28 protein-coding genes are annotated in these 26,699 nt (G+C 35.7%); 12 read left to right on the forward strand and 16 right to left on the reverse strand.

Going from position 1 to position 26,699, the window contains the following annotated elements; translation table 11 throughout:
- The first annotated feature begins 8 nt into the window (after positions 1–8).
- Positions 9–719 (forward strand): flagellar basal body L-ring protein FlgH, encoded by a 711-nt coding sequence (flgH, locus tag SFB89_RS05265; RefSeq protein ID WP_331775901.1) that lies wholly within the window; start codon positions 9–11, stop codon positions 717–719.
- A 20-nt stretch (positions 720–739) separates the two neighbouring features.
- Here the strand turns inward: flgH and SFB89_RS05270 are convergent, their stop codons facing one another.
- From SFB89_RS05270 to SFB89_RS05340, 15 genes are all read right to left on the reverse strand, one after another.
- Positions 740–1,981: a type II secretion system F family protein gene (locus tag SFB89_RS05270; protein ID WP_331775902.1), complete on the reverse strand. Its 1,242-nt coding sequence runs from the start codon at positions 1,979–1,981 to the stop codon at positions 740–742.
- Positions 1,978–3,726 (reverse strand): GspE/PulE family protein, encoded by a 1,749-nt coding sequence (locus SFB89_RS05275; protein ID WP_331775903.1) that lies wholly within the window; start codon positions 3,724–3,726, stop codon positions 1,978–1,980. Before SFB89_RS05275 ends, SFB89_RS05270 begins: the two co-directional genes overlap by 4 nt.
- 5 nt (positions 3,727–3,731) lie before the next feature.
- Positions 3,732–4,283, reverse strand: a complete 552-nt coding sequence (locus SFB89_RS05280; protein WP_331775904.1) for a hypothetical protein — start codon at positions 4,281–4,283, stop codon at positions 3,732–3,734.
- A complete protein-coding gene (locus SFB89_RS05285) occupies positions 4,276–5,169 on the reverse strand; it encodes a hypothetical protein (RefSeq protein ID WP_331775905.1) in 894 nt (297 codons plus the stop codon). The genes SFB89_RS05280 and SFB89_RS05285 overlap by 8 nt, the downstream gene beginning before the upstream one ends.
- Positions 5,162–5,974 carry an AAA family ATPase gene (locus SFB89_RS05290; protein ID WP_331775906.1) on the reverse strand — a complete coding sequence of 271 codons (813 nt, stop codon included), beginning with the start codon at positions 5,972–5,974 and terminating at the stop codon, positions 5,162–5,164. The genes SFB89_RS05285 and SFB89_RS05290 overlap by 8 nt, the downstream gene beginning before the upstream one ends.
- Positions 5,967–7,466 carry a pilus (MSHA type) biogenesis protein MshL gene (mshL, locus tag SFB89_RS05295; RefSeq protein ID WP_331775907.1) on the reverse strand — a complete coding sequence of 500 codons (1,500 nt, stop codon included), beginning with the start codon at positions 7,464–7,466 and terminating at the stop codon, positions 5,967–5,969. Before mshL ends, SFB89_RS05290 begins: the two co-directional genes overlap by 8 nt.
- Positions 7,435–7,866: a hypothetical protein gene (locus SFB89_RS05300; protein WP_331775908.1), complete on the reverse strand. Its 432-nt coding sequence runs from the start codon at positions 7,864–7,866 to the stop codon at positions 7,435–7,437. Before SFB89_RS05300 ends, mshL begins: the two co-directional genes overlap by 32 nt.
- Positions 7,863–8,510, reverse strand: coding sequence for a hypothetical protein (locus tag SFB89_RS05305; RefSeq protein ID WP_331775909.1), 648 nt, complete (start codon positions 8,508–8,510; stop codon positions 7,863–7,865). Before SFB89_RS05305 ends, SFB89_RS05300 begins: the two co-directional genes overlap by 4 nt.
- The gene (locus tag SFB89_RS05310; protein ID WP_331775910.1) at positions 8,503–10,023 is read right to left on the reverse strand and encodes a hypothetical protein; all 1,521 of its coding nucleotides are present in this window, start codon (positions 10,021–10,023) and stop codon (positions 8,503–8,505) included. Before SFB89_RS05310 ends, SFB89_RS05305 begins: the two co-directional genes overlap by 8 nt.
- A gap of 68 nt (positions 10,024–10,091) precedes the next feature.
- Entirely contained in the window at positions 10,092–10,991 is a 900-nt protein-coding gene (gene era, locus SFB89_RS05315) for a GTPase Era (RefSeq protein ID WP_331775911.1), read from the reverse strand.
- Positions 10,991–12,316 carry an HslU--HslV peptidase ATPase subunit gene (gene hslU, locus SFB89_RS05320; RefSeq protein WP_331775912.1) on the reverse strand — a complete coding sequence of 442 codons (1,326 nt, stop codon included), beginning with the start codon at positions 12,314–12,316 and terminating at the stop codon, positions 10,991–10,993. The genes era and hslU overlap by 1 nt, the downstream gene beginning before the upstream one ends.
- Positions 12,317–12,318: 2 nt before the next feature.
- Positions 12,319–12,858, reverse strand: coding sequence for an ATP-dependent protease subunit HslV (gene hslV / locus SFB89_RS05325; RefSeq protein ID WP_331775913.1), 540 nt, complete (start codon positions 12,856–12,858; stop codon positions 12,319–12,321).
- A gap of 9 nt (positions 12,859–12,867) precedes the next feature.
- The gene (gene rplI / locus SFB89_RS05330; protein WP_331775914.1) at positions 12,868–13,314 is read right to left on the reverse strand and encodes a 50S ribosomal protein L9; all 447 of its coding nucleotides are present in this window, start codon (positions 13,312–13,314) and stop codon (positions 12,868–12,870) included.
- Between the two features lie 18 nt (positions 13,315–13,332).
- Positions 13,333–13,728, reverse strand: coding sequence for a rhodanese-like domain-containing protein (locus SFB89_RS05335; RefSeq protein WP_331775915.1), 396 nt, complete (start codon positions 13,726–13,728; stop codon positions 13,333–13,335).
- Positions 13,715–14,944: an argininosuccinate synthase gene (locus SFB89_RS05340; RefSeq protein ID WP_331775916.1), complete on the reverse strand. Its 1,230-nt coding sequence runs from the start codon at positions 14,942–14,944 to the stop codon at positions 13,715–13,717. Before SFB89_RS05340 ends, SFB89_RS05335 begins: the two co-directional genes overlap by 14 nt.
- Positions 14,945–15,137: 193 nt before the next feature.
- On the opposite strand from SFB89_RS05340, the gene SFB89_RS05345 reads away from it, so the two are divergent.
- Genes SFB89_RS05345 through SFB89_RS05365 form a run of 5 tightly spaced genes read left to right on the forward strand, consistent with a single transcriptional unit; the run spans position 15,138 to position 18,813 of the window.
- Positions 15,138–15,386 carry an RNA-binding S4 domain-containing protein gene (locus tag SFB89_RS05345; RefSeq protein WP_331775917.1) on the forward strand — a complete coding sequence of 83 codons (249 nt, stop codon included), beginning with the start codon at positions 15,138–15,140 and terminating at the stop codon, positions 15,384–15,386.
- Between the two features lie 31 nt (positions 15,387–15,417).
- Entirely contained in the window at positions 15,418–16,398 is a 981-nt protein-coding gene (gene trpD / locus SFB89_RS05350) for an anthranilate phosphoribosyltransferase (RefSeq protein ID WP_331775918.1), read from the forward strand.
- A complete protein-coding gene (tsaE, locus tag SFB89_RS05355; RefSeq protein ID WP_331775919.1) occupies positions 16,395–16,814 on the forward strand; it encodes a tRNA (adenosine(37)-N6)-threonylcarbamoyltransferase complex ATPase subunit type 1 TsaE in 420 nt (139 codons plus the stop codon). Before trpD ends, tsaE begins: the two co-directional genes overlap by 4 nt.
- Positions 16,802–17,524: an LPS export ABC transporter ATP-binding protein gene (gene lptB, locus SFB89_RS05360; protein ID WP_331775920.1), complete on the forward strand. Its 723-nt coding sequence runs from the start codon at positions 16,802–16,804 to the stop codon at positions 17,522–17,524. The genes tsaE and lptB overlap by 13 nt, the downstream gene beginning before the upstream one ends.
- 14 nt (positions 17,525–17,538) lie before the next feature.
- A complete protein-coding gene (locus tag SFB89_RS05365) occupies positions 17,539–18,813 on the forward strand; it encodes an RNA polymerase factor sigma-54 (RefSeq protein WP_331775921.1) in 1,275 nt (424 codons plus the stop codon).
- Here SFB89_RS05365 and SFB89_RS05370 read toward each other — a convergent pair whose 3' ends face one another.
- Positions 18,814–19,656, reverse strand: a complete 843-nt coding sequence (locus SFB89_RS05370) for a J domain-containing protein (RefSeq protein WP_331775922.1) — start codon at positions 19,654–19,656, stop codon at positions 18,814–18,816.
- A 117-nt stretch (positions 19,657–19,773) separates the two neighbouring features.
- On the opposite strand from SFB89_RS05370, the gene SFB89_RS05375 reads away from it, so the two are divergent.
- The 6 genes from SFB89_RS05375 to SFB89_RS05400 all read left to right on the forward strand — a co-directional run bounded on the left by SFB89_RS05375 (position 19,774) and on the right by SFB89_RS05400 (position 26,625).
- Positions 19,774–20,193: a PepSY domain-containing protein gene (locus SFB89_RS05375; RefSeq protein ID WP_331775923.1), complete on the forward strand. Its 420-nt coding sequence runs from the start codon at positions 19,774–19,776 to the stop codon at positions 20,191–20,193.
- Between the two features lie 27 nt (positions 20,194–20,220).
- Positions 20,221–20,877 carry a response regulator transcription factor gene (locus SFB89_RS05380; RefSeq protein ID WP_331775924.1) on the forward strand — a complete coding sequence of 219 codons (657 nt, stop codon included), beginning with the start codon at positions 20,221–20,223 and terminating at the stop codon, positions 20,875–20,877.
- Complete coding sequence (locus SFB89_RS05385) at positions 20,867–22,192, forward strand: HAMP domain-containing sensor histidine kinase (RefSeq protein ID WP_331775925.1); 1,326 nt, start codon at positions 20,867–20,869, stop codon at positions 22,190–22,192. The genes SFB89_RS05380 and SFB89_RS05385 overlap by 11 nt, the downstream gene beginning before the upstream one ends.
- Before the next feature lie 101 nt (positions 22,193–22,293).
- Positions 22,294–23,073, forward strand: a complete 780-nt coding sequence (locus SFB89_RS05390; protein WP_331775926.1) for a COG4705 family protein — start codon at positions 22,294–22,296, stop codon at positions 23,071–23,073.
- 22 nt (positions 23,074–23,095) lie between these two features.
- Positions 23,096–24,193: a L,D-transpeptidase gene (locus SFB89_RS05395; protein WP_331775927.1), complete on the forward strand. Its 1,098-nt coding sequence runs from the start codon at positions 23,096–23,098 to the stop codon at positions 24,191–24,193.
- 80 nt (positions 24,194–24,273) lie between these two features.
- The gene (locus SFB89_RS05400) at positions 24,274–26,625 is read left to right on the forward strand and encodes a sensor domain-containing diguanylate cyclase (protein ID WP_331775928.1); all 2,352 of its coding nucleotides are present in this window, start codon (positions 24,274–24,276) and stop codon (positions 26,623–26,625) included.
- Positions 26,626–26,699 lie beyond the last annotated feature (74 nt).

Raw genomic sequence — 26,699 nt, forward strand, 5'->3', positions numbered from 1 at the left:
GGTAAATGATGAGAAAAATCTTGTTCGTCTCAGGTACTGCATTACTGTTGATTGGATGTTCAACCCATCCTGTGGATCCAAAGATTACGATGAAGCCACCTGTTTATGTGGACCAAACGCCATCACGTGTCAATGATGCTCCCCAATCAAATCCCGGAAGCCTTTTTGGTCAAGGGGACAACCCTCTCTTCTCAGATTTAAAAGCCATGCATGTGAATGATATTGTGACGGTGACGATTAGTGAAAATATAGCACAAAGTTCAAGTGCTGCAAAATCTCTATCAAAAAGTAGCAAAGACTCACTCGGTGGTGGTTTGGTCACTAACAATGGTTCCAATAGTACCTTGAAAAAAGTGACCGATACTATTAATGGTGTTGCAAATATTGGATTTAGTACTGATTCTTCCAACTCATTTTCAGGATCAGGAAGTAATACTCGGGATGAAACTTTTACCACTACCATATCTGCTAGAATTATTAAAATCTTAAACAATGGTAACTATTTTATTGAAGGAAGTCGTGAATTGTTACTCAATGGCGAGAAACAGATTATTCAAATTAGCGGCGTCATCCGTCCTTATGATATTGACCAAGCCAATACGATTGATTCTAAATATATTGCTGATGCTAAGATACTTTATAAAACACAAGGGGATATGGACCGTAGTACTACAAAACCTTGGGGTACAAAATTCTTAGAATCTATTTGGCCTTTTTAAAGCGTCATAGATTCTATTTTTTAGTTTTTAACGGCTTTGGCTAAATCCCACATTGGCATAAAGATACCCAATGCCATCAATAAAACCATAGCGGCAATAAATCCGAGTAAAATGGGCTCAATATAGCTTGAGATATTATCAATGAGGTCATTAAATCTCGATTTAAAGTAGTTTGTCACTTTATCTAGCATTTTATCCAAGGTACCACTACGCTCACCGGCATGAATCATTTGAATCAACATGCCCTCAAAAAGTTGTGTATCGCTAAAACTTTGAGTGAGAGATACCCCGCGTTGTACCGAGACATTAACAGAACTTAGTTTATGTTTGAGGTGCATATTGTCCAATGTCAAAAGAGAGGTCTCAAGTGCATCGGCGATAGGAATACCTGAGCGAATTAGTTCTGTAAAAACAAGGGTAAATCTTGACATCGTAGCATAGAATGAGATGCTTCCAATCAAATAGACTCTCAAAATGTATTTATCAAAATTATATTTGAATTTTTCATTGTTGACGAGCATGTATTTGACGAAGACAATCACAATGATGATAAATCCTAGCACATAAAATCCATAGTTATGGATGACATTTTCCAAAAATAGTAAAATTTTTGTTGGAAGGGGTAGTTCTGTTTTGAATTTTGAGAAGATATCTTTGAACTTTGGAACAACATATACCATCAAGATAGTAAACGCGATGGCGATGGCTATCATGACGGTGATTGGGTATCGCATGGCTTTTTTAAATTTGGCACGGTTCTCTTCGATTTCTTCAAGTATTTCGGCCAATTTTTCCAAAGATTCAGACATATTACCCGTACTTTCACCGAGTTCAACCATAGCCAACGTGACATCTCCGAGTTCTTTTCGGTAAGGCATCATTGCTTGGGTGAGACTAAGACCCGAGTTCAAATCGTCATTGAGTTCAGAAAATATAATCTTAAGCGCTTTATCAACACTGGCATCTTTGACCTCTTTAATACTATCATGAATAGAGATACCAGCATCAGTCATAACGGCAAGTTGACGAATGGCCGCAATGAGTGCTTTTGAATTAATCTTCTTTTTGATAACAGATTTAAAAAACTTTTCTTTAAATTCTGAAAATTGATCTTCTAATGGGGCTGATGTTATTTTGATATTGAGTAAAATACCCGGGATTTTTGTCTTGGCTATGGTAATAGCATCTTTTTTGTTTGGTGCTTTTATGGTTTTCGTCTCTTTTTTCCCTTTAAATAGGGAGGTTACTTCATAATACTTCATCCTTTTGCCACCCTTATAACTTCATCTAGAGTCGTCACACCATTGGCTGCTCTTAGTATGCCATCTCTATACATATTGACAAAACCTTCTTTGAACGCTTGCTCCGTGATTTGTTCTTTACTTTTCCCTTGTGCAATCATACTCGATATGGTCTCACTTACTACTAGTATTTCAGAGAGCATTTCCCGTCCCATATAGCCTGTTTGTGCACATTTTTCACATCCGTTGTTTTTATAAAACTGATAATCATTAGGTAAAAATTCTTTTATTTCATCATAGGCTGTTTTCGGTAACGTCACTTTTGTTTTACAATGTGGACAGAGTTTTCTTACGAGTCGTTGTGCTTCGATGGCGACGAGTGAACCACTGAGTAGATACGGTTCAATTCCCATATCCATAACCCTTGTTACCGCGCTGATTGCATCATTGGTGTGCAGTGTTGAGAAGACTAGATGCCCCGTGAGTGCAGCTTGTACGGCAATACGGAGTGTTTCTTGATCCCTAACCTCACCAATCATGATAATATCAGGATCTTGTCTTAGAATCGATCTCAATGCGCCTGCAAATGTCAAATGTGCTTTTTCATTGACTTGGACTTGTTGTATGAGATTTAATTGGTATTCAACAGGATCTTCTACCGTGATGATTTTCGTTTCGACACTTTTTATGGCATTTAGTGCCGCATATAAGGTCGTCGTTTTACCACTTCCTGTCGGTCCTGTAACAAAGATGATACCATAAGGAGCTCGCATAGCATCATTAAATTTTACAAAATTTTTATTTTGCATTCCCAAATCTTCGAGTCGAATCATGACCTTTGATTTATCCAAAATACGCATAACAATAGATTCACCATTTAAAATAGGAAGGGTTGAAATCCTAAAATCAAATTCTCTACTGAGAATGGTGGCAGAAAATCTGCCATCTTGTGGTTTTCTCTTCTCTGCAATATCCATATTGGAGAGTAGCTTCAACCGTGATGCTAAGGGTGGATAAATATCTTTATCAAATATAAATGTTTCTGTTAAAATGCCATCAATCCTACTTCTGACAACACAGTTATTGATAGTAGGCTCTACGTGAATATCACTGGCGCGTGAGAGAATAGAGGTTTTTAAAATCACTTCAATCAGCTTCATGATACCGGATAATTCTTGCGGATTATCGGTAGCACTTGAAGAGATTTCTTTTCTAATGTCAGCGATCAAATCTTTGATACTATCGCCGAGTTCGATTTTATTTAGATATTTCTCAATCAAGGAGGGTTCACTGATGACCGTTTTGACTAATTTCCTTGGAAATAAACGTTGAATTCCCTCTTGTGCATTGATATCAATCGGATCTTTAAATGCAACATAGATATTGATTTCATCTTCTTTTATTGGCAGGGCTTTAAACTTTCTTAATTGACCAAAAGGCAACTTGTTCACCATGCGATGGTTTATATCTATTGAATCGAGATCAATATATTCTGCATTCAAATTACCTGCAAGTGCCTTTAGAAACTCTTCAATTTGAATAGCAAAGTATTTATTGATATCTTCTAAGTCAACATTGCCTTTTTTATAAAATTCAATGATCAGCGTGATGAGATCTTGCTTATCAAAGATATTTCTATCTAATAAAATTTGAAATATATTTTTTTTCTTACCTTCTGCTTCTTCTTTTATCAAACTAGCCGTTTGATTGTCAATAACGCGATTTTTTATAAGATAAGCAGAAAAATTATTAAGTACATCTTCCATTTTGGCTACCAATACGTTCTTGTTTTTATCAAAATACCATCTTTATAAGTTCGAAGATACATCTTTTTTACTTGGCGTACCTCTTCGATAGAAAGTTGATATTTTAGTGTTGTGTCATGATCATCATCAAACCAGTATGAATTTCCTTTAAAGCGGTATTTTTTTTGAACATATTTGTCAAAAATATTTGATAATATGTAATTTGTCTTTGGTAAGCGAACATATGAGATATCAATATGGTCGATGAGGGCATAATAGAGCAGTTTCTTTTTGTATAAAATCGTCGCATAATAAGCAGCATTTTCTCTATCCGCTTTTGTTTTGTAGAGTTTAATAATGGGTACCATGAGTTTGTTAATCATGTCAGAATTGAGACATGAAACTGCAAAAATATTCAAGAAATTACTGTTATGTTTGTGGTGCGGGTATAGTACAACAGATTTTGAACAAACTTTGGCATATTGTTTTTTTAAAAACATTGTTTTGAGATCATTAAAATCATTGGCCGCTGTATAGCTAACGAGTAGAATCATAATTAATAAAATTTTCTTAGTCATACAATTCTCCATTTATAATATCATGCAAAAGCGATTTTATTTTGCTTGAATTATTGGTTTTTAAAAAAGCTTTTAAGGCTTCAATAGCATCATCTCGTTTGCCTAATTTATATTTTGATTTTGCAAACCAAATCCAACTTTTTTCACTAGTATTATCAATATCGTTTGCAATAATAGACCATTTTAAAGTATTGGCAAAATCTTTTTTCTGATAATACTCTTTGCATAGCATCAATGCAAATATAATACTGTGATTTTCATTAAACCTATCTTTGAGATAGGTGATAGAATCGATTGGTCTTGATTCAATTTTAATCAAATCTTCTTTTTTTGCTACGGGTTTCTTGACCTCTTGTGTCACTTTGACACTCTTTGCTTTTGGTTTCTCTTTTTTTACAATCGGTGCAACCTTCTTTTCAGGTTCTAATTCAACCGTTGGTAATTTTAATACTAATGTATCGCTATTCATCGCATCTTGATGATTTTCTTGTGTTTTTGGGGGCACCATAGCATGGCTTTGTGTTGTATTGATATCGGGTGTATTGCTGATACTTAATGTATGAGCGGGCACTTGTTTGGTTTGGTTTTTATCATGAGATGTTGATATTGGTGGTTGTGAACTCTTTGATTTTAACTCAGCTTTGGGCGCAGAAGGCAGAGTAGCACTCGTGGTAGGCGCTTCTTTGAGATTTTTTTCAGTTTGTGTTTGGTTGATTTCTTGGGTTTTGAGTGTGCTTGGCGTAGCTTTTTGATACCAAAAAAAATAAATCAATGAACCTATAATAATAAGGAATACAAGAAAAAAGAGTAAAAATTTTATTATTCTTTTTTTGATATATGTGGAATATTTTTTTTCAAGTTCTGCTATATCTCCGGCACTATACATGAATCATTCCTTGTGCAATTCCTGCCATCAGTATGTATTTTGTTTTGAGTGTTTCTGAATTGACCTTAGAGGGACTGTATGTGTCATAATATTCTAAAATTTCAAATAATTTAAATAATAATTTATTAATAGTTCTAAGGTTTCCATCTGTGAGTTTTGTGATCAGTTTAAAATGTCGCGTGTTGAACAAACGTAAATATTCAAATTTACTATGAAAAATCAGCTTTTTTTCTATATACGTTTGAATTTCTTTATGAGATAGATTTTTGATTTCTATACTTTCCCAAATCCTAGTTTGAAAATAATCTTTTGCCAAAACATCTTCCTCATCCGTTTTGTGGACGGTAAAAAAGAATTTAAATCTTCTTGAGTCTGCCATCAGCCTAATTTTTTCAATCAGTTCATCTGGATAGAGCTGTGATTCATCGATCAAGACAGTAATTGCTTCTTCTTTTGGGTCGAGTTTTGCTACGATTTTTTTGAGAAATTGATCGTATCCATTAAATTCAGGAGATTCCTCATCAAATATTTTACTGTACAATGCTTTGATAAATTCTATTTCATTGAAATAGGGACGAGGAAAAAAGATGATTCTTTTCTTGTTTTTAAAATCGTTATAAATCTTTTGTAATAAAAAGGTTTTACCCGTGCCGGGTTTCCCATAAAACAAAATCAATTTCAACGGCTTATCGATGGCTTGCACCAATTTTTCATAAGCCGTTGATGATTTATCTAGATTGATATAATCAAACAATCCACCATCAAGAAATATATTTTTTAGATGATAATATTCACTTTTACTCATACAATCTCTTGGAAAATCCTAACTCTCTTAGTGATGTTTTTGTAGATCCTTTAACACCGACAATTTTTGGTGTGATGACAAAAATTAATTCTTGAGATGTCAAAGAGTTGCCATCATATTTAAACGCACTACCTAAGAGTGGAATATCACTCAAAAGTGGAACACTAGAGTGATCAACACCTTTTGAATTGGTGATGAGTCCTCCTAAAATCAGAGTGCTACCATCTTTTACTCTGACAACAGTAGAGAGCTTTTTCTCAGATGTATCCGGAGCTATTTCTCTTGGTAATACTTGTTTCCCATCATCTTCTGTATATTTAAAGTTACTGACTGAAGGATTAATTCTCAAAATAATCTCATTATTATCTGAAATTTCTGGTGTAATATTCAGTAGTACTCCAATAAAGATTGAGTAGTTGGTGTAAGTTGTGGTCGTGGTCGTGGTGGCTGTGGCATTATTGGTCGTATCTTCTGGTACTCTGTAGTTAATATTGTCACCGACTGTGATTAATGCTTGTTGATTATTGAGCGTTAATACTTTTGGACTTGATACGACTTTGGTGTCACCATTTGTAGCCAAAAAGTCCATAAGACCGGCCATTGAAAATACTCCTGAACCTACAACCGTATATGAATTTGCATAGGTGAGTGATTTGAGAGGATTCGTTCCGGTACCATTGATGTTGTACGTAGCCGTATTAGGATTGCTATCGGTACCTAATGTCAAATCAAATTTACTCCAATCAATACCTGTTGAAGATTTATTTTCAAGATCCACTGAGATGATTTTTACATTAATCAAAACTTGTTTGTGGAGCCTCTCTCTTATGATATCAATATATTGTGCGACGCGATCTAACTGTTTTTTAGTAGCCGTAATAGTAATGACGCCAGCATTTTCATTGATAATAGGTTTCTCAGCTTTGTATTCATCCGCGCCGGTATTGAGAACTGAGACAAGTTCGCTAGAGATTTTAGCCCAAAAATCAAAAGTTTCAGTTGATTTGATAGAGTTATCTCCAGTTACTGACCGTGTGGAGCCTTCTTCTGTTGGCGTTGCATCAACGGAAGCATTTAATACAGACGTTCCATTTCTAATTGATGTAATATAATCGATTTTGAAAGTTTTTGTTTTCAAGCCATAAATTTTTAGAATATTTTTCTTGAATTTATAGTAGAGGTCATTATCGCTAATGAGTACATCAAACAACTCATCTAAGGTCAAATTGTTGATATTGATACTGCTAAGTTTGTTTTTAAGAGATTTTTTTGCAATATCATCTTGTACTACAATCGTGAAGTTACAAGTATCGGCAATCTGAGACAATAAGTCTATGTTAGATACTCTATTACTTGTTTTAATATTAAAAGTTCTGTATTCACACGATTTTGCGCTTTTAAAAGCATAAAGAGGAGTGAGTGAAAACAATACTAATACAAAGAGTATCGATAATTTTCTATTATTTTGATGAAAATATGATTTTAGGCCCATTGTGCTTCCTTATAAAAATTTCTCTTATCTTATTAGATTTTTTTAGCAGTACGCTACTTCGTTTGATTTTAATCAATTTGTACGTTCCTATCTTGTGATAGAGCGCAACCCAGCGCCCATTTATTTTGGCTTTATTAGTAAAAATAGCATCCAATCTAAAGTAGACTCTGCGTTTTCCTGCACGTTTTTTTAGTTTTGGATCCACTTTTTCTACAATAAATGGATTCGCAATTTTATCGATAGCTTTTTGATTAATACCCGTTCGAGTCTCACTCACTTTCTCAAAAATCTTATCGTATTTGAGCATCTCGTTTTGAGGTGGCTCTGTATTGTTTGCATATACAAAACTTGTAAATATTATTGTTAATATTAACGCTTTGATGACATTTGTTTTTTTCAATATTTCATCCCCCAAACGGCTATATTTACATAACCATCAATTCCGGCTGCGCCTTTTAGGTTTAAATCATAAATATCGACTACCAGTTTACTCTCTTCAATCTCATTGATAAATTTCATGACATTTTTGAATTTTCCATTGAACTCTACTTTTAAGGTCAGGATCTGTTCAATTTTCTGTAAATTTGGTTTGTTGATACTGTTTTCAATAATCTTAACTTTGACTTTATTTTTTTGAGCTAGGAGGGTAATGGAATCAAGAAACTTAGCCCAGTTTTGGTTGTTGAAAAGTAAATAAGATAAATTTTTTAATTTATTGTCAATATAGGTATTCATGTTCGTAGTATCGGTCAAATGAGTTTTGGCCTTTTCTATATCTTTTCTTGCTTGATTGACATAATAGTGTGTATCACCATTTCTTGTGACAGACCGTAGATAATTTTTTTCGGCCGCCACCTTTTTTTCCATTGTATTGAGATTTCTTTTTGTGTATTTTAGCTTTTTATCCGTGATAGGGAATACATAAGCATAGGATATAAATCCGATAAAAACAAATATCATCAATAAAATCAGCGATACTTCACTACTTTTCTTAGTAGATAGCGCGATATCGAGTTTCTCAAATATACTTCTAGAACTACTCATCATTTAATCCTATATAAATTTTAGACAAATAGATGTTTTTCTTCTCATCCTTGACTATTTTGTCTGTATTGATTTTATATTTATTTAAATCGGTTAATTTCTTGATAAATTCAGTGATTTTCTTATCGCTACGATTTTGTATATCAAAAGTGAAGATATCTTTGTTAAATTCAACATTTTCAATCTTTGATTTTGTTTTATTGGTGATATTGAAAAGTTCACTGAGTATGACAGCTTTCATTGGATAAGAGATTTTTTTTGCATAAATTTCATCCAAAAGTTTTTTTCTAAATTCCAGTTTGGTGCTCTCTTTTTTTAGGAGCGCATTGATTTTATTTTTTTCATTTTTCAGGGACGCCAATTGATTTTTGATGGCTGTCGTTTGACGGCTTAGTTTTCTAAACTCTGTTGAAGTCTGTCCCAGTTTTATTTGTGAAATATAATTTAATCCCAATTGATAGGCTGGATACGCTAAGGAGATGACAATACTCGCAGCGACAGTTGCGATCAATTTCCCTAATGGTCGCTTAAAGAGTGGAGGTGGTCTTTTGAATGGTGAAAAGTTGAGGCCATCATCTCTCTCATCAAAATAAACTTGAGCCGATAACATCATCAATATATGAATTTGATCGATATACCATTCTTTTGAATTGATGGCAATATTGAAATTAAACTCGTGAGATTCAAGTCCCAAATAACTCTGAGCATACTCTTCAATACCTAAGAGATCACCAATCTCTGAGCCAATATAGATTTTATTAATGGCATCAAGCGTGTAGGATCTTTTGGCATACACTAATACATCATTGATATATAAGAATATTTCTCCAAAAAGCTTCATGAGATGTTTTTGGTACTCTAAGTTTGTTCCTTTGAGTCCATCATTTGTTAATAAATCATTGAAATCTTTTTCATCGACACGTTCTCCTACTAATTCACAAAACTTTTCATTAATCTGAGTGAGTGAGTAGTGCAATGATTTAGAGTATAAGTATTCACCATCACGATAGATTGCCAAAAAGGCATCTTCTTTTTGAAAATAGATAAAACAATTAACGCCATCACTCTCTAATAGGTTTTTCTTATAGAGAGCTTTTAATAAGAAAGGGGTGCCGGTTGCATAATCAATATGCTTTGTATGCTTTTTGATAGGCCCTAACCGCTCACTTACCAGTGATGAATCCATAACAAAAACATTATAGATTCTATTTTTAGCGTCATTGGTTTCAGTTTCTAAATAGGTAATGGAGTAATTAATCGCAGAATCAAGTCCTAATTCGTCATAGACTTTTACCTCAATCGCATCTTTTAAATCCTCAGGCGGAATATTTCTGCTCATCTCTATGGTTGCATTGATAATATCCTTAGAGGGAATGTATGAGGTGATAAATGCATCTTTTTTACTTTTTTCAAGCTTATTGACATTGATTTCATTCTTGTTGTATTCATAAGAGATTAGTGTTATCGGGTCAACGGAGATGATACTTGAGTAGTTATTTTTATTTTTTGCCATTGTTGATAACTCCTAATTTTAGTCGATTTCTTTAATGAATATTTTAATTGTACCATAAAATCTAAGATTTATTCAAAATCATAGCCTAATTTTTTCAAAATCTCTCTATTTTGGCTCCATCCGGGCTTTACGGTGACGAAAAGTTTCAAAAAAACGTTTTTGTTGGATAGGGCTTTAATCTCATTACGAGCGCTACTTCCGATTCGTTTGAGCGTTTGACCGTCTTTTCCTATCAGTACGCCTTTTTGACTCTTTTTCTCTACGATAATACTCGCATGTACAACCTCAATATCATCTTTCTCTTCAATTTTATCAATGACTACATCGGCAAAATAAGGAATTTCTTCACTAGTATTGTTAAAAATCGATTCTCGAATGTATTCTTTATAAATATCTCTGATGTTTTCAGTCGTTAAAATCTCAGGGTCATATAGGTAGGGATGTACGGGTAAATATTTGGAAATCTCTTCCAATAAATACTCTTTTTTTGTGCCTCTTTTGATTGAGACTGGCATGATGGCTAGAAATTTGTCTTGATAGCGACTAAATTCTTGTAATTTTGCCAAGATTTTTTCATTGCTGACATTGTCAGTTTTGGTAAGCAGGACGATATGGGGTCTATTTTTTTTGTTTTTTTCTAAGAAATCAAGATAATAGTCTAATTTATCTGTGATTGGGGATAAAAACAAAATTAAATCACAATCTCCCATGGCTTTGAGCGCTTCATCAAGCATGAATTGGTTGAGGAGCCTCTCACGCTCATGTAAACCTGGCGTATCCACAAAGATAATCTGAGTATCATGATGCATCGCAATAATTTTAGAACGCCTTCTTGTGGCATTGGCCTTGTGAGAGACCATAGCAATTTTTTCGTTCACAAGCCAATTAAGGAGTGAACTTTTTCCTGCATTGGGTCTCCCAATGACCGAAACGAAGCCGGACTTCGTTTCTACAATATTATCAGCCATTATAATATGTACCTACTGCTATCTTCGTCTTCAACAATATCATCGAGTTTTTCATGAATTAATTCTTTTGTGACACGAACTTGCTGTCCTGCAAATTCATCTGCGCTATAGCTAATATCTTCTAAGACTTTTTCTATGACAGTATGGAGTCTTCGTGCTCCAATGTCTTCGGTCTTTTCGTTAGTGATTTGTGAAATTTTTGCGATGGCTTTGATGGCATCATCTTCAAAGACCAAATCAACATCTTCAGTTTTTAAGAGTGCTTGATATTGTTTTAAAAGTGAATTTTTTGGTTGGGTTAATATCTTGTAAAGAATCGTTTCACTCAGCGAACTCAGCTCTACGCGCAATGGAAATCTTCCTTGGAGTTCTGGAATCAAATCACTCGGTTTGCTTAGATGAAAAGCACCCGCTGCAATAAATAGGATATGATCGGTTTTGATAATACCATATTTTGTATTCACATCGCTACCTTCTACGATTGGCAATAGATCGCGCTGAACGCCTTCTTTGCTTGGGTCGCTTCGATTAGAAGAGTGTGAACTGACCGCAACTTTATCGATTTCATCTATAAAGATAATACCACCGTTTTCTGCTCGGTCTTTGGCTTCGTTTTTAATGGCTTCATTATCGAGAAGTTTTTCACTGACTTCATTTTTCAATGCCTCTTTAGCATCTTTGACTTTGATAGTTTTTTTGATGTTTTTTTGATTTGAACCGAGTATTTTTATAAAAGATTCTTGAACTTTGACAATTTCTGGTGGCAATGATGAGTCTGACATATCGCTATTGGCATTTGAAATTTCAATTTCAATTTCCAAATCGTCCAATTCATTATCTCTGAATTTTTGGCGCATTTTTTCATAACTGCGTTGATAATCATGCTTTTTTTCTTCACTCGCACCTTTAGGTAAAGGTGGCAATAGTTTTTCTATAATCTCTTTTTCGACATGTGTCATGATGGTATCTTTATTCTTTTCTCGGTGCTGTGCTCGAACCAAATTAAATGAAGCGACCATCAAGTCTCTTACCATAGATTCCACATCTCTTCCGACAAAACCCACTTCTGTGTATTTGCTCGCTTCGACTTTGATAAACGGAACGCCCATCATCTTAGCCATGCGTCTTGCGATTTCTGTCTTTCCTACCCCGGTTGATCCTATCATGAGGATGTTCTTAGGCATGACTTCTTCTTGCATATCTTTTTCAAGTTTTAATCGTCTGTATCGATTTCTCAATGCTACGGCTATTGATTTTTTGGCTTCAAATTGACCGATAATATACTCATTAAGATACTCTACAATCTCTTTTGGTTTTAAATTCATCTCTATTTGTCCTCAAGTGAAAATAATTTAATATTGTTATTGGTGTAGATACAAAGTTCTCCTGCGATATTTAGGCTCTCTTTGACCAGTGTTTCTTCATCAAGATGGGCGTGACGATCGAGTGCACGCGCTGCTGAAATGGCAAAGTTTCCACCACTGCCAATCGCTGCGATTTTACCATCTTCTGGTTCGACGACATCGCCGGTGCCGCTTAATATAAAAATATGTTTGGTGTTGAGTACGATCATCATCGCTTCAAGACGGCGTAGCATCTTATCTTTGCGCCACTCTTTTGAAAATTCTATGACAGATTTGTATAAATCCCCTTTTTTTTGTTCCAAAATTCCTTCAAACATATCAAAGAGATTAAAGGCATCAGCGGTACTTCCGGCAAATCCAGCAAGGATTTTTCCATTATATAATTTTCTGATTTTGGTGGCATTACTCTTTAGGACACTATTGCCAAATGTGACTTGTCCGTCTCCGCCGATGACGGCTTTCTTGTCTCCACGGCATGCTAATATTGTTGTGGCTTCAAACATTTTATTTGCTTACTCCCCGATGATTTCTAAGGTCAAATCTGCATGGATACCATGACCTAATTTTGCAGAAATTGTAAAATCTCCCGTTGTTTTGATGGCTTTATCCATTTCTATCTGTTTTTTGTCAATTTTGACTTGGTGTTGACTGAAAAGTTCTTGAGAGATTTCATCTTTTGTGACGGCACCAAAAAGACTGCCATTGGCTCCTAACTTGCGTGTAATAACAAGTTTTTTATTGGCCAAATCTTCTTTTAATTTGGTCAATGTTTCAATCTCTTCAGCTTCGGCTTCAGCCTTTCTTTTTTGGTCGGCTTCATATTTTCTAAGTACTTCATTGGTAGCATGAAGTGCCAAACCTTTGCCGATTAAAAAGTTTCTTCCATAACCATCTTTGACTTCTTTAATCTCCCCTTTTTTTCCGAGGGATTTAACATCTTTAATTAATAATACTTTCATATCAGTCGCTCCTTGTTATTATAATTTATTGGGAATTTTTGCGTGGCTACACTTTTCTCCGCGATACGCCACAATGCCATCTGTTAGATGGGCAATCTTGGTAAATCCCATCTGTTGCTTCAAGATTGCCAGTACATGACCGGTTCGATTGCCGGTACGACAATACAAAATAATCGGGTCATGTTTCAACGTTTCTAATGTCTCAATGTGAACATGCAACAATGTTGTGGGAAATAAATAATCCGTACCGACAATACTCTGGTCCGTATATTCTAGGATTTCTCTAATATCAATTAAGTGAAAATCAATCTCTTTATTTGCGCGTGATGCAAGCAATGCTTCCAAGTCCGCACTGCTTGCATTTGCAGAAGAAAAAACACGCGTTTTTATGGCTTCAAGTTTATCGTTTTTCATGAGCTTTTTTATTTTTGCCACTGATGATAAATCGTAGTGCATTGAGCTTGATAAATCCGCCTGCATCTTTTTGGTTGTATACTTCATCGGCTTCAAACGTACAAAACTCTTCATTAAAGAGATTATTTTTTTCTGAACTTCTACCCACTACGGTCACATTGCCTTTGTAGAGTTCGAGTCGGACTGTTCCATTGACATTTTCTTGTGATTTATCAATCGCCGCTTGCATCATCTCGCGCTCAGGTGCAAACCAAAATCCATTATAAATCGTCGTCGCATAACGTGGCATTAATTCATCTTTGAAGTGCGCTGCTTCTTTGTCTAGGGTAATACTCTCTATAGCGCGATGTGCTTTGAGCATAATCGTACCACCGGGTGTCTCATAACAGCCACGACTTTTCATACCGACAAAACGGTTTTCAACAATGTCAATTCTGCCGATACCATGTTTGCCGCCGAGGTCGTTGAGCGTTTTTAACATCGTAGCAGGGCTTAATCTTTTGCCATTGAGTGCGACAGGGTCCCCTTTTTCATATTCTATTTCTATGGTTTCACTCTCATTAGGAGCCTCTTGTGGACTGCAGGTCCAGCGCCACATATCATCGTCTGGTTTGGCATTTGGATCTTCTAGTATCAAACCTTCATACGAGATGTGAAGTAAGTTTGCATCCATAGAATAAGGAGATTTATTGCCTTTTTTCTCAATAGTAATACCATTTTTTTGTGCATAAGCCATGAGTTTTTCTCGTGAATTAAGATCCCACTCTCTCCATGGTGCAATAATCGTAAGATCTGAGTTCATACTCAAATATCCCAATTCAAATCTGATTTGATCGTTGCCTTTTCCCGTTGCCCCATGACTGACGGCATCAGCACCTGTTAAGGCGGCAATCTCAGCTTGTCTTTTTGCAATCAAAGGTCTTGCGATTGAGGTACCTAATAGATACTCACCCTCATAAATTGTATTGGCTCTAAACATAGGAAAAACATAATCTCTTACAAACTCTTCTTTTAAATCTTCGATAAAAATATTTTCAGGTTTAATACCGAGTTGAAGTGCCTTTTTTCTAGCAGGCTCTAACTCTTCTCCTTGTCCGATATCTGCTGTGAATGTGACGACTTCACAGTTAAATTCATCTTGTAGCCATTTTAAGATAATACTCGTATCCAATCCTCCAGAATACGCTAAAACGACTTTTTTTACATTTTTTTTCATAATTGTTTCTCCTTTTGTCAAGGCTAATGCCATTAAGGAAAGTATTTTATCGAAAAATATTAAAAATAGAGCTTAGAAAATGAAGAGATAATGATTTTGCAAAGTCTTCACAATAGCAAAAATCGTTCCATACAATGATAATTTAAAATTTGTTTTGATACAATTTCGTAGATTAATTGGTAAGGCTTATACATTGAGAATAGATAAATTTTTAAACAGTGTGAATATTACGAAAAGACGATCAATCTCTGAGGATATGTGTAAAAGTGGCGTCGTGAGCATCAATGACACGGTAGTGAAACCTGCTAAAATGACAAAAGTGGGGGATATTATTAGTGTAAAATATCTCGATAAAATCGTGCGATATGAAGTGTTACAGATACCACAGACCAAGACCATTCCCAAAAGTGCTCAAAGTGAGTATGTTAAAATATTAAATTAGAATTTTAGAGACGTGAGTAAAGGATAGCAATATGTTTGAAGTACCAAAAGAAAATTTTCAAAAAATATTTACCAATGAAATGGGTTTTGATGAAGCAAGAGCCTATTTGATTGATATTTACAAAAGAGGGGAGACAGCCGAAGAGATTGCTGCGGCCACTGAGGTCATGCGTGAACATTCAATCAAGCTGATTCTCCCCGAAGCATTGCGTGATAAACTAATCGATATTGTCGGTACTGGTGGTGATAAGAGTAATAGCTTTAACATCTCCAGTACGGTTTCACTGTTACTGCCGACATTTGGATGTTTTGTTGCCAAACACGGTAATCGTGCGATTACCAGTAAATCAGGAAGTGCTGATATGCTTGAAGCCATTGGCATCAATCTAGACCTTGATACCCAAAAACAGACGAAAATGTTGAGTGAGTGCGGGTTTGCATTTTTATTTGCAATCAATCATCATCCTGCGATGAAATACATCATGCCCCTTCGTAGAAGTATCGAACATCGAAGCATTTTTAATATCCTAGGACCCCTAACAAATCCAGCCGGCGCTAAAAAATATCTTATCGGTGTCTTTAGTGATGCCTTTCTCAATCGCATTATCGTAGGACTTAGTATGCTAGATACAACCAGTGCGGTAGCGATTAGTAGTCGTGATAAGATGGATGAGATTAGTATCTCAGATATTACCTATGCGACCATGCTCAAAGATAATCGTACGAAGGATTTTATCATTGATCCACAAGAGTATGGCATCAAGTTAGCCCCTCGCGAATCAATTGTCGGAGGCAGTGCGAAAGATAATGCCCAAATTACTTATAACATTTTAAAAGGCGAAGAGAACGGCCCAAAACGTGATATCGTACTACTCAATACCGCGATGGCGCTTGTGGTGGATGACAAAGCACGAGACATACAAGAGGGTATCGAGATGGCAAGAGATTCTATTGATAGCCATAAGGCTTTCAAAAAACTCGAAGAAATTATAAAAGTTTCCAATACGATATGAGTCAGATACACGCCATTTGCTCTTTGAATACTTTGGATGATTTTATCGATGAAGTACGCACTTTTTTAGGCGATTGTCGTATCATTTTATTGCAAGGAGACCTCGCTAGTGGCAAAACGACTTTTGTACAAAAATTTGCACAACATATTGGTATTAAGGCGTGTGTGACATCGCCGACATTTTCAGTTCAAAATGAATATGAAAACCGACTGTTTCATTATGATATTTATCAAAATGGCACCGCTGCTTTTATTGCGCAGGGGTTATTAGAAGAACTCGATAAAGAGGGGTGGCATCTGATTGAATGGGGAGATGCCGAATTGGAGCAGATTTTAGAGCGTTATTTACTAGATTATGCTCGCATTACAATAACAAAACATGACAAAGATACAAGGAATTATACGTGCATACACTAAAAGCCGACAAGCTGATGAAGTCTATCAAAAATACAAAAATTATCAATGAAGTTTCACTTGAAGTTAAAAGTGGAGAAATTGTAGGGCTTTTAGGACCCAATGGTGCTGGTAAAACCACCATGTTTTATATGATATGCGGCATCATCAAACCCGATAGCGGTGATATTTATCTTGATAATATCAATATTACCAAAATGTCAATGCACAAACGCTCTAAAGAGGGCATTGGATACTTGCCTCAAGAGTCGAGTATTTTCAAAGAATTAAGCGTAGAAGAGAATCTCATGTTGGCTTCAGAAATTGTTTATGATAATCAAGAAGAGATGGAATCACGCGTAGAAAAACTGTTAGAACTTTTGAATATTGAACCCATTCGAAACCGCAAAGGAATCAGCCTCAGCGGGGGAGAACGACGTCGCTGTGAAATCGCACGATCTTTGGCCAATCAACCAAAATTCCTACTTTTAGATGAACCATTTGCCGGAGTAGATCCCATCGCAGTGGCGGATATTCAGGCGATTGTACGTGATCTTGTGAAATTCAATATTGGTGTCTTGATTACCGATCATAATGTTCGAGAGACATTGGGTATTTGTAACCGAGCTTATGTCATGAAGGATGGACAGTTATTAGCTAGTGGTAATGCCGAAGATGTCGCCAATGACAAATTGGTCAAGACGCATTATCTTGGAGAAGATTTTAAATTTTAAAAAGGTAAATCACCGTGAAATTAAGAGTAAACACAGAGCTTGCCACCAAACAAAAACTCTCATCTACTCTTAGGAGTTGGTTGCCAATTTTACAATCAGATCTTGAATCACTACAAGAGACGCTTGAGCCCTTCGTTCAAGAAAATCCTTTTATTGAAGTCAAAGCAGGCCAAGAAAAAGTCGCCCCGCAATATCAGAAAAAAAGTTTTTTTGAACAAGTTTCAAAGGATTCAGTTTCTACTATTATAGAGGCATTAAGTGTTGATAAAAAGTCCTTATATGAGGTGCTTTATGAACAAATTAATCCACCGCTTTTCCCGACACAAATCTCTCAAAATATTGCGTATGATATTTTAGAAAATATTGATCATGAGGGATATTTTGATGTCACGATGCAAAGGCAAATAGCTGAAAAAAATCATTGTGATATCGCTACTGTTGACAAAATACGCAAAAGGTTTGCGTATCTCTCACCATCAGGCGTGGGAGCTTTGGATTTTAAAGAATCTTTCTTATTTCAACTTGAAGAGTTGGAAGTCGAAGATGCGACCTACAAGCTTGTTTGTAAGATTATGGAGAATTTTGAAGCCGTTGAGTCTTTTGCTTCAGACCCCAATTTCAATAATGCGCTAAAAATTTTGAAAAAATTCAAAAATCCTCCGGCTATTGATTTTATGGAAGAAAATACCCTTATTATCCCTGATATTTTTATTTTCAATACCGACGGTAATATTGAAGTGCGATTAAATGATGCCTATTATCCTGATATATTACTAGACACAACAGGACTTGATGATAAAGAAGAATTTGTCTCCAAAAAAATCAAAGAAGCCAAAGATTTGATTGATGCTTTAGAGATGCGCAAAGCAACGCTTTATAAGATTGGGCTGTTGATTGTAGAGTATCAATATGACTTTTTCTTTGGTTCTGCCATCAAACCGATGAAACTCAAAGACCTCGCTGTGGAATTAGGGCGAAATCAATCGACAATCTCGCGCGCGATATCGGGTAAATATATCTCTTGTGACCGGGGTGTTATTCCTTTAAAACACTTCTTTGCCACAGCCGTTGAAGAAAACCTCTCCAACAGTGCAATCAAAGATTATATGTGCGAACTGGTCAAATATGAAGATCGTAAAAAACCACTCAGCGATATGAAACTCTTAGAAGCGATAGAAAAAAAGTTTGGCATCAAAATCGTGCGACGTACCATCACAAAATATCGCCAACAATTCAATATCGCAGGCTCATCGGAGCGCAAAAAACTTTATGCGTTAAAATGCCTGTAATTACGCCACAAAAAGACTCTTTTTTTCATGATCATGATGCAGTTTGATGATATTGTAAGCATGTTGAATATGATAGAATTTTTTCGTATAGTATTTATTCAAAAAGCGGCTGGTTGATTCAAATCTATCAGGATGATACTTCTTGGCTAATTTTAAATAATGTGCTCTGACTACTTTGAAACTATCGGTTCTCACACATCCTAAGACTCTATAATGCTCTTCTAAAAACTGATGTAGAGAATCTTGTATGACATCTTGGTAGGATTTGTTTTCTAGAAATTTTTGATAAGCACTGTATCGTTTTTTATCATATTTAAAAGTAACAAAAGCGCCTAATAACTCTTTTTGTTCGAGTAAATTACTCAACAAGCGTGCAGTTTTTGAAGCCAACGGTGAGATGGTGAGTGTTTTATCATGATAAGAGTACTCTGTGGCATGATCTTTGAAATAGATTTTTAAGTAATTAATGAGTAGCAAAGGAGCGGTATCAAAAACAAATTTGACACGAAAATCTTCCTCAAACACCATCGAGATATTGATACATTGGGATATTTGATTGGCTTTAATTAAGGATATTTTGATGTTTTTGTCCACAGAATTTTGTATGGATTGCAGTGTGGTGTCTGTGAAATTTTTGTTTTTTGATGCATACATTTTACTAATCAATTTCAAAAAATACCGTCGTTGGACGTGCTCTTCTGCTTGCTGAAAGATGATAAATTTAGATTTTTTACCAATCGTTTTTGCAAATTTTTTCTCCGCGAGATTTTGAAGAAAATAGAATGCTTTGGTATCTTCTATGATGTGAATTGATATAGAATTTCGAGAACATAATATCTGCATTGACCCCAATCCTCTTTTGTATTTCAAAAAATAAAGCAAGAAGTATTCCGTTTTCATACTCTTTTCATTTCCATTTTTTATAATTTCACCAAGAAAAAATTATCGAAGGAGTGATAGATGAATATTATCAATTGTTTTGTAAAGGGTATTATCTCCCTTAGTTTAATCGCTACTTTTGCTTTGGCAGAAGGAGATCATGAGGCTCATGATGTTAGTTTTCAAGATTTGAGTATGAAAAGCTCTATTCAACTGAAGCAAGATACCACAGAAATGCAAGAGCAACAACACGCCAAACTTGGTGTCTCAGATATCATTCCGACACTAAAATCGAAATTTTCTGGTAAGATTACAACCGTAAAGCTAGAAAATATTGATGGAAACTTGGTCTATACAGTAGAAGTATTAGCACAAGATAATAGCCGTAGCAATGTCTTGATAGATGCCGGTAACGGCAAGATATTGGCACACCAATTCAATAAAAAGGATCATAATCATGAAGAAAGTAATGATCAAGAAAATGAACACGACGATAGCTGAGACTATCTTGTGGGAAGCATTTAGATTATGAAGTTACTGATTATTGAAGATGACGCACAAATCCTCGCTTTTTTAAAGCGGGGATTGCTCGAAGATGGCTATTTGGTGGAGAGTGCAACAGAGGGAGAAGAGGGACTTTATATGGCCATGCATCATGCTTATGACATCATCGTGCTCGATTGGATGCTCCCTGGCAAAGATGGTCTGGAAATCATCGCCTCCCTACGGGCTCAATACATCAAGACGCCCATCATCATGCTCACGGCAAAAGACGGTATCAAAGACCGCGTCAATGGACTGCGGTGTGGTGCGGATGATTACGTGCCCAAACCCTTTTCTTATGAAGAACTAGTAGCAAGAATTGAGGCATTACACCGAAGAGATGTGACACAAGGCTCTAATACGATTGAAATTGGAGATTTACTTATCAATCTCAATGCGAAAATCGTAAAAAAAGCGGATGAGACGCTAGAACTCACAGCCAAAGAGTATGAATTACTGCTCTTTTTAATCAAACACAAAAATGCCATTGTTTCTAATACGATGATAGAGAGTGGTCTTTGGGGAGATGAAGAGTATATCAATAGCAATGTCATTCAAGTGACGGTGTATCACTTGCGTAAAAAAATCGGCAAAGATTTGATTAAAAGCTACCGAGGGTTGGGGTACAAAATTGAAATTTAAAAGTCTTAAAACAAGAGTATTACTCTGGTTTGGTAGCATCGTGGCTCTTTTGTTGATTCTCTTTAGTTTTTCGTTTTATTATTTTTATAACAAAAGTATCAATCTCTCACTTGAAACACGACTGTATAATCAAGCACGCTATCTTCATGAAACGGTTTTGCCACATTTAAAAAAAGGGGAAATAATCGATGATGATCGCTATGATTCGTTACAAATTGCCATTGTTCGAGGAGATGATATTGTTAATCAAACAAAAAAATTCCATTTGAAACATTTTGATACCTATCTCAATGCGACAAAACCTTTTACTAGTATTGCGGATGATGAACATATGAGCGTGATTTATGATTTCAAATTTCAAAAGCCTTTTGAAGGTGATATCTTATTGTATCAAAAAGAGATTGATGATAAGGCGGAAAATGTCGTCGATACGCTTTTGGTTCTCAATCCTATTTTATTACTGGTTTTGTTATTTTTAGGCCATCAATTAATCGAAAAAGTTTTAGTTCCCATCCGCAGCGTCACGCAGATTGCGAAAAATGTTTCCGTGACAAATTTTGCGACGAAAATTCCTCTACCAAAGGGAGAGCACGAACTCAAAGATCTCGTGGATTCTTTCAATACGATGACCGATCGACTCAAAGAAGGTGTTGAGAAGATTGATCGATTCAACAGCGATGTCTCACACGAGCTCAAAACTCCCTTGACGGTGATCAAAGGAGAGATAGAAGTCTCATTGAAAAAGAAGCGAACGTCTGAATACTATCAACAAACATTGCATACAATTTTCGATGCAGCCCATCAAATTCAAAGAATCATTGATGATTTACTCTTTTTGACTAAATTTTCAAAAAAAAATATTAAAACAACGTACCGTTTGAGTGATTTGGATGCGATTTTACTCAAAACCGTCGACAAATATGCCCCCATTGCCGCAAAAAAATCTATCAAAATTCATCTCGATCGTTTGGAACCTGTGGCTTATCTTGTCAATCCCCTCTTGATAGAGCGTATATTTTCCAATCTCTTGGATAATGCGATTAAATACACACCGTGTGATAAAAATATCCATCTCTCAATCTATCAAGACAATCAGGTGCATTTTAAGATTGAGGATGAGGGCATTGGTATCGCTGAGAAATTTTTGGCCAAGATAACCGATCGTTTTTTTCGGGTAGATGCATCACGAAATAAAAGTATCGATGGTTTTGGTATCGGGCTCTCTATTGTAGAAAATTGCGTCAACCTTCACGATGGCACACTCAAAATCACTTCCAAAGAGGGGGTTGGTACGACTGTCGAAGTGCTTTTATGATGCGCTACTTTTTATAATTGCCTCATTCATCCTGATTTCATTTTTACCTCTTATAATATCGCCAAGCAAAAAAAATGCTAAAATCATATGAGGAGTTTTCATTGGAAACGACTGGAAAAAAATTGTTGCGGGTTCCTGAGGTGACCTTTTTGTTTTGGGTGGTAAAATCACTTTCAACAACCGTGGGCGAAACCACGTCAGATTTTTTTGTCAATCTGGGTTTAGGGATGCCATTGATGGCAGTGATTGTCGCTGTGCTGATGGGTGGATTATTTTCTTTACAGTTTAAAAAATACCAACAATATGTCCCGGTGATTTATTGGAGTCTTGTTGTCTTGATGAGTGTTGAGGGTACGTTGATTACCGATATGTTGGCAGATAATCATCTTGCGAGTTTACAGACTTTGACGATTGTATTTACCTTGGCGATGTTGATTGGCTTTACGCTGTGGTATCAGAGAGAAAAAACGCTTTCGATACACTCGATTGATACTGCTTCTCGTGAAGCCTACTATTGGATAGTGATTTTGATGGCATTTGCGCTAGGAACTGCTGCTGGTGATTTGATATCTGAAGCTCTATCGCAAGGTTATGGTGTTGCATTATCGTTATTTAGTAGCTTGATTGTATTGGTGGCGGTAGCTTATTACGCCTTGAAGCTCAATGCTGTTTTGGCATTTTGGCTGGCTTATATCTTGACACGACCTTTTGGTGCTTCATTGGGTGATTATCTCTCTCAATCCCAACAAGATGGTGGCTTAGGTTTTGGTTTAGGTGCTATTAATGGTTTGTTTTTTATGATTATTATCCTCTGTGTTATTTGGATGCATCAGCAAATTAGCCAAAAAACAGAGAATGTGGCACGTAGAAAAAAAATATAAAATTTTAATTTAGGATGAACCTATGATGAAACACGCAAAAGGGTACTTTGGTTTGATGGTGATAATCTCAATTTTCTCACAGAACTTGTGGGCTTATAACACCAATAGCATGAAAAAAAATTATCATGAAGCCGTGCGCCTGCCAGATACCATCTTGAAGCCTTTGATTGAAGATAAAAAAATCACAAAGATTAAAACGACAGTGGCGTATCAACCTCAGTATTTAGGAATGGACGCGATTTATGTGAAAGAAAATATCGATAATCTTGGCAAATATCGCTGGAATAAAAAATCCAAAACTTATATCAATGCGCTCAATCATCGTGCCTTAAAATTCAAAAAAAATCATATCTATTTGATTTCAAAAGTGCAGTATGCCAAAATATCACAGCTTGATGATGCCCTCAAAACCATCGGCAAAAAAAATATCTCTGCCCAAAAATTAAAAGATTTATTTGAAAATTACAATAACCGAGATATAACAAAACGCAACTTGTCGTTTTATCATGAGCTTGTGCAGACATTATTGGCTGATCGTCTGATTTGGCTGAAAAATAGAGAGTATCTTTTTATTGTTGATAAAAAGACACAACGAGCTTATATCTTTACATTTCAAAAATCTCTTGATACGATAGAGTTCATCGGCAGTGATAAAATCTCAACCGGGAATCCTCGCTATAACAGTAGAAATAACCGCTACTTTGAGACGCCTATTGGCATCATAAATCGAGCCAAATATCGACGGGGTGATTGGCGAGCTGTGAGTAAAAATGCCTTTAAATATGGAGAAAAATCCGATCGTGTTTACTATCTTGGTACCTATACGATTCCCATAGCGTATCAATCAAAATTCAAGAGAGAAGTGCATCTGGCGATTCATTCGACCACACCGATTGATGCTATGCTTTTGGGACATAAAGTCTCCAAAGGGTGCATCCGAATTAGTCGCCATCTCAATAAAATTTTAAATAAAAGTGCGCTTTTAGATGGTAAAAATGGTAAATATGTCATCATCATTGACTCAAGTCTTCCTATGGCTGAAAATATTAGACAGATGATGCTATTTTCAAGTAAATCACTCAAGAATAGAAGTAAAAAATACGCAATGCATTTTTATTAATACTTAAAATAACACATATTTATGACATTTTCAATTTTTTGTGCTACAATATAAAGATATAATGCAAGATGAGGGAAGGGATGCTTGGAAAAAATATATCTACAAAATTAGATAGTTTTTATTTATTTTTCATCATTTTGATTTGGGCGATTGCATTATTTGCTTTATACTTCATCTACTACTATAAAAACCAAAAAAAATCTGATTATTTTAATGAAAATATTATCACACTTGAGATTGCTTATAAGGCCAGTCGTGATAAATATAGTCTACTGGCTGATTACATTTTTGCCAACTCTATCAATAACAAGACCATTTTATCTCTTTTTGAAAAAGGGCTTGATGCTCGTGGTGAACAACGCCATAGTGAGCGCTATAAACTGTATCAAAAATTGTTACCCTTGTATCAGAAATTGCAACAAAATGGCATACGTCAGCTTCATTTTTTTACACTTGAAAATAGGAGCTATTTGAGGTTTCATAAACCTGAGCATTATGGTGATGACCTATCAAAATTGCGCCAAACTGTGGTGTTTGCAAATCAAAAAAATCAAAATGTCTCCGCCTTTGAAACCGGGAGAGTGGTCTCAGGTTTTCGCAATGTCTTTCCTCTAAATTATAATCATCGACATTTAGGAACTGTAGAGATTAGTGTCACGACAAAAGCAATATTAGATACCTTGCATGTGTTAGACCCCCGTCGAGAATACCGCTTTATCTTGAGTAAAAATGTCGTATTGCCTAAATTATTCAAAGAACAAAAACATCACTATACCCTATCCCAAATCGATTCTGATTTTGTTTTGGAAAACTATCAAGATAGTGCGCGTGATGCACCAACAAAACTGATTAAATTAACACAGAAAATCAATCAACAATTGCACCAAAATAAAAATTTACACCAAGCCTTGGCAGATGGAAAACATTTTGGAGTGTTCTCAAAAATCGGTACTACTTTTTATGATGTCTCTTTTGTCCCTATGCGCGGAATCACCGGAGGAGTTGAAGGATACTTGATAGCATATAAAAAGAGTGCCAATATTCCTGTGATTTTAAAAATCTACTCTTTGTTGTATTTTAGTGTTATCTTGGTGGCTTTATTGATGACTTTGTTGTTGATAGTGATTCGGCGCAACCATACCACGATACAATATCAAAGAGAGTGGTTTAAATCGATCAATGATAGCTTAGGAGAGGGACTCTATGTGATGGATTTGGATGCCAATATTGTCTATATTAATCCTGTAGCTTGTGAAATTTTAGGCTATGATGAAGCTGAGTTGTATGGCAAAAGTGCTCATGATATTTTCCACTCACACGCTCTAAATCATGATGTACCCCAACAAGAGTGCCCGATATTTAAAGGAGTGTTAGAACATCAAGCCATGACAAGCGAACACGAATATTTCACCTGTAAAAATGGTGCAGTTATTCCCGTACAATTGACCAGTCGTCCCATTTACAAAAATGGTACGATTCATCAGATTGTGACCTCATTCCAGGATATGAGTGAAAAGCGCAAACTTGAAGAGCAAAGTGATTTATTGTTGCGTGCTTTGGAAGTGAGTGCGAGTACGGTGGTGATTACAAATAAAGATGCCATCGTAGAGTGGGCCAATCCTGCCTTTGAAAAGCTCACCGGATATAAAGCAGAAGATGTCATGGGCAAAAATCCTAGTGATTTTATAAACTCTGGAAAACAAACGCCTGAGTTTTATGAACACATGTGGCAGACGATTTTAAGTAAAAAACCGTGGCGGGGTGAGCTTATCAATAAGCGAAAAGATGGAACACTGTATTATGAAGAATTGACCATTACACCTATTTTAAATGCAGAAAAAGAGATTAATCATTTTGTAGCAGTGAAACAAGATATTAGCCAAAGAAAGAAACTTGAAAATAACCTTGAACATTATGCGATGCACGATGCGCTGACCAATTTGTCAAATCGAAGATATTTGACTGCTTATTTAGAGCGATTGTTTATCACCCTTTCTGATGAGAGCCAATATGTCGCGATTTTATTTTTAGATTTAGATGATTTTAAACAACTCAATGACAAATATGGTCATGATATAGGCGATGCCATACTCATAGAAGTAGCCAACAGATTGCAGCGTAGTGTCCGCAAACAAGACCTTGTCTCACGATTAGGTGGGGATGAGTTTGTGATTGTACTAGAAGGTTTGCCTCCTAACTTTGAAAAGGCAAAATTCAATGCGCAAGCCATTGCTCAGAAGATAAAACTAAATATTTCTTCATCTTTGAATCTTGACTCACAGACTTTTCATATCGGTATTAGCATCGGAGTGACACTATTTCACAATAATTCCAAAACAGTCAATCAACGTATCAAAGAGGCTGATGATTCCCTCTATCACGCAAAAGCACAAGGAAAAAATCTCATCTATTTCTACCAAGATATCTTTTAATTTATACTTTTCCGATAAAGTTACTTGACATTAATGCATTTTTAGTTTATAATTCCTTAAATATTACATTAATT

This window comes from Sulfurospirillum sp. 1612 (assembly GCF_036556685.1).
In the GTDB taxonomy this organism is placed as follows: Bacteria; Campylobacterota; Campylobacteria; order Campylobacterales; family Sulfurospirillaceae; genus JAADIZ01.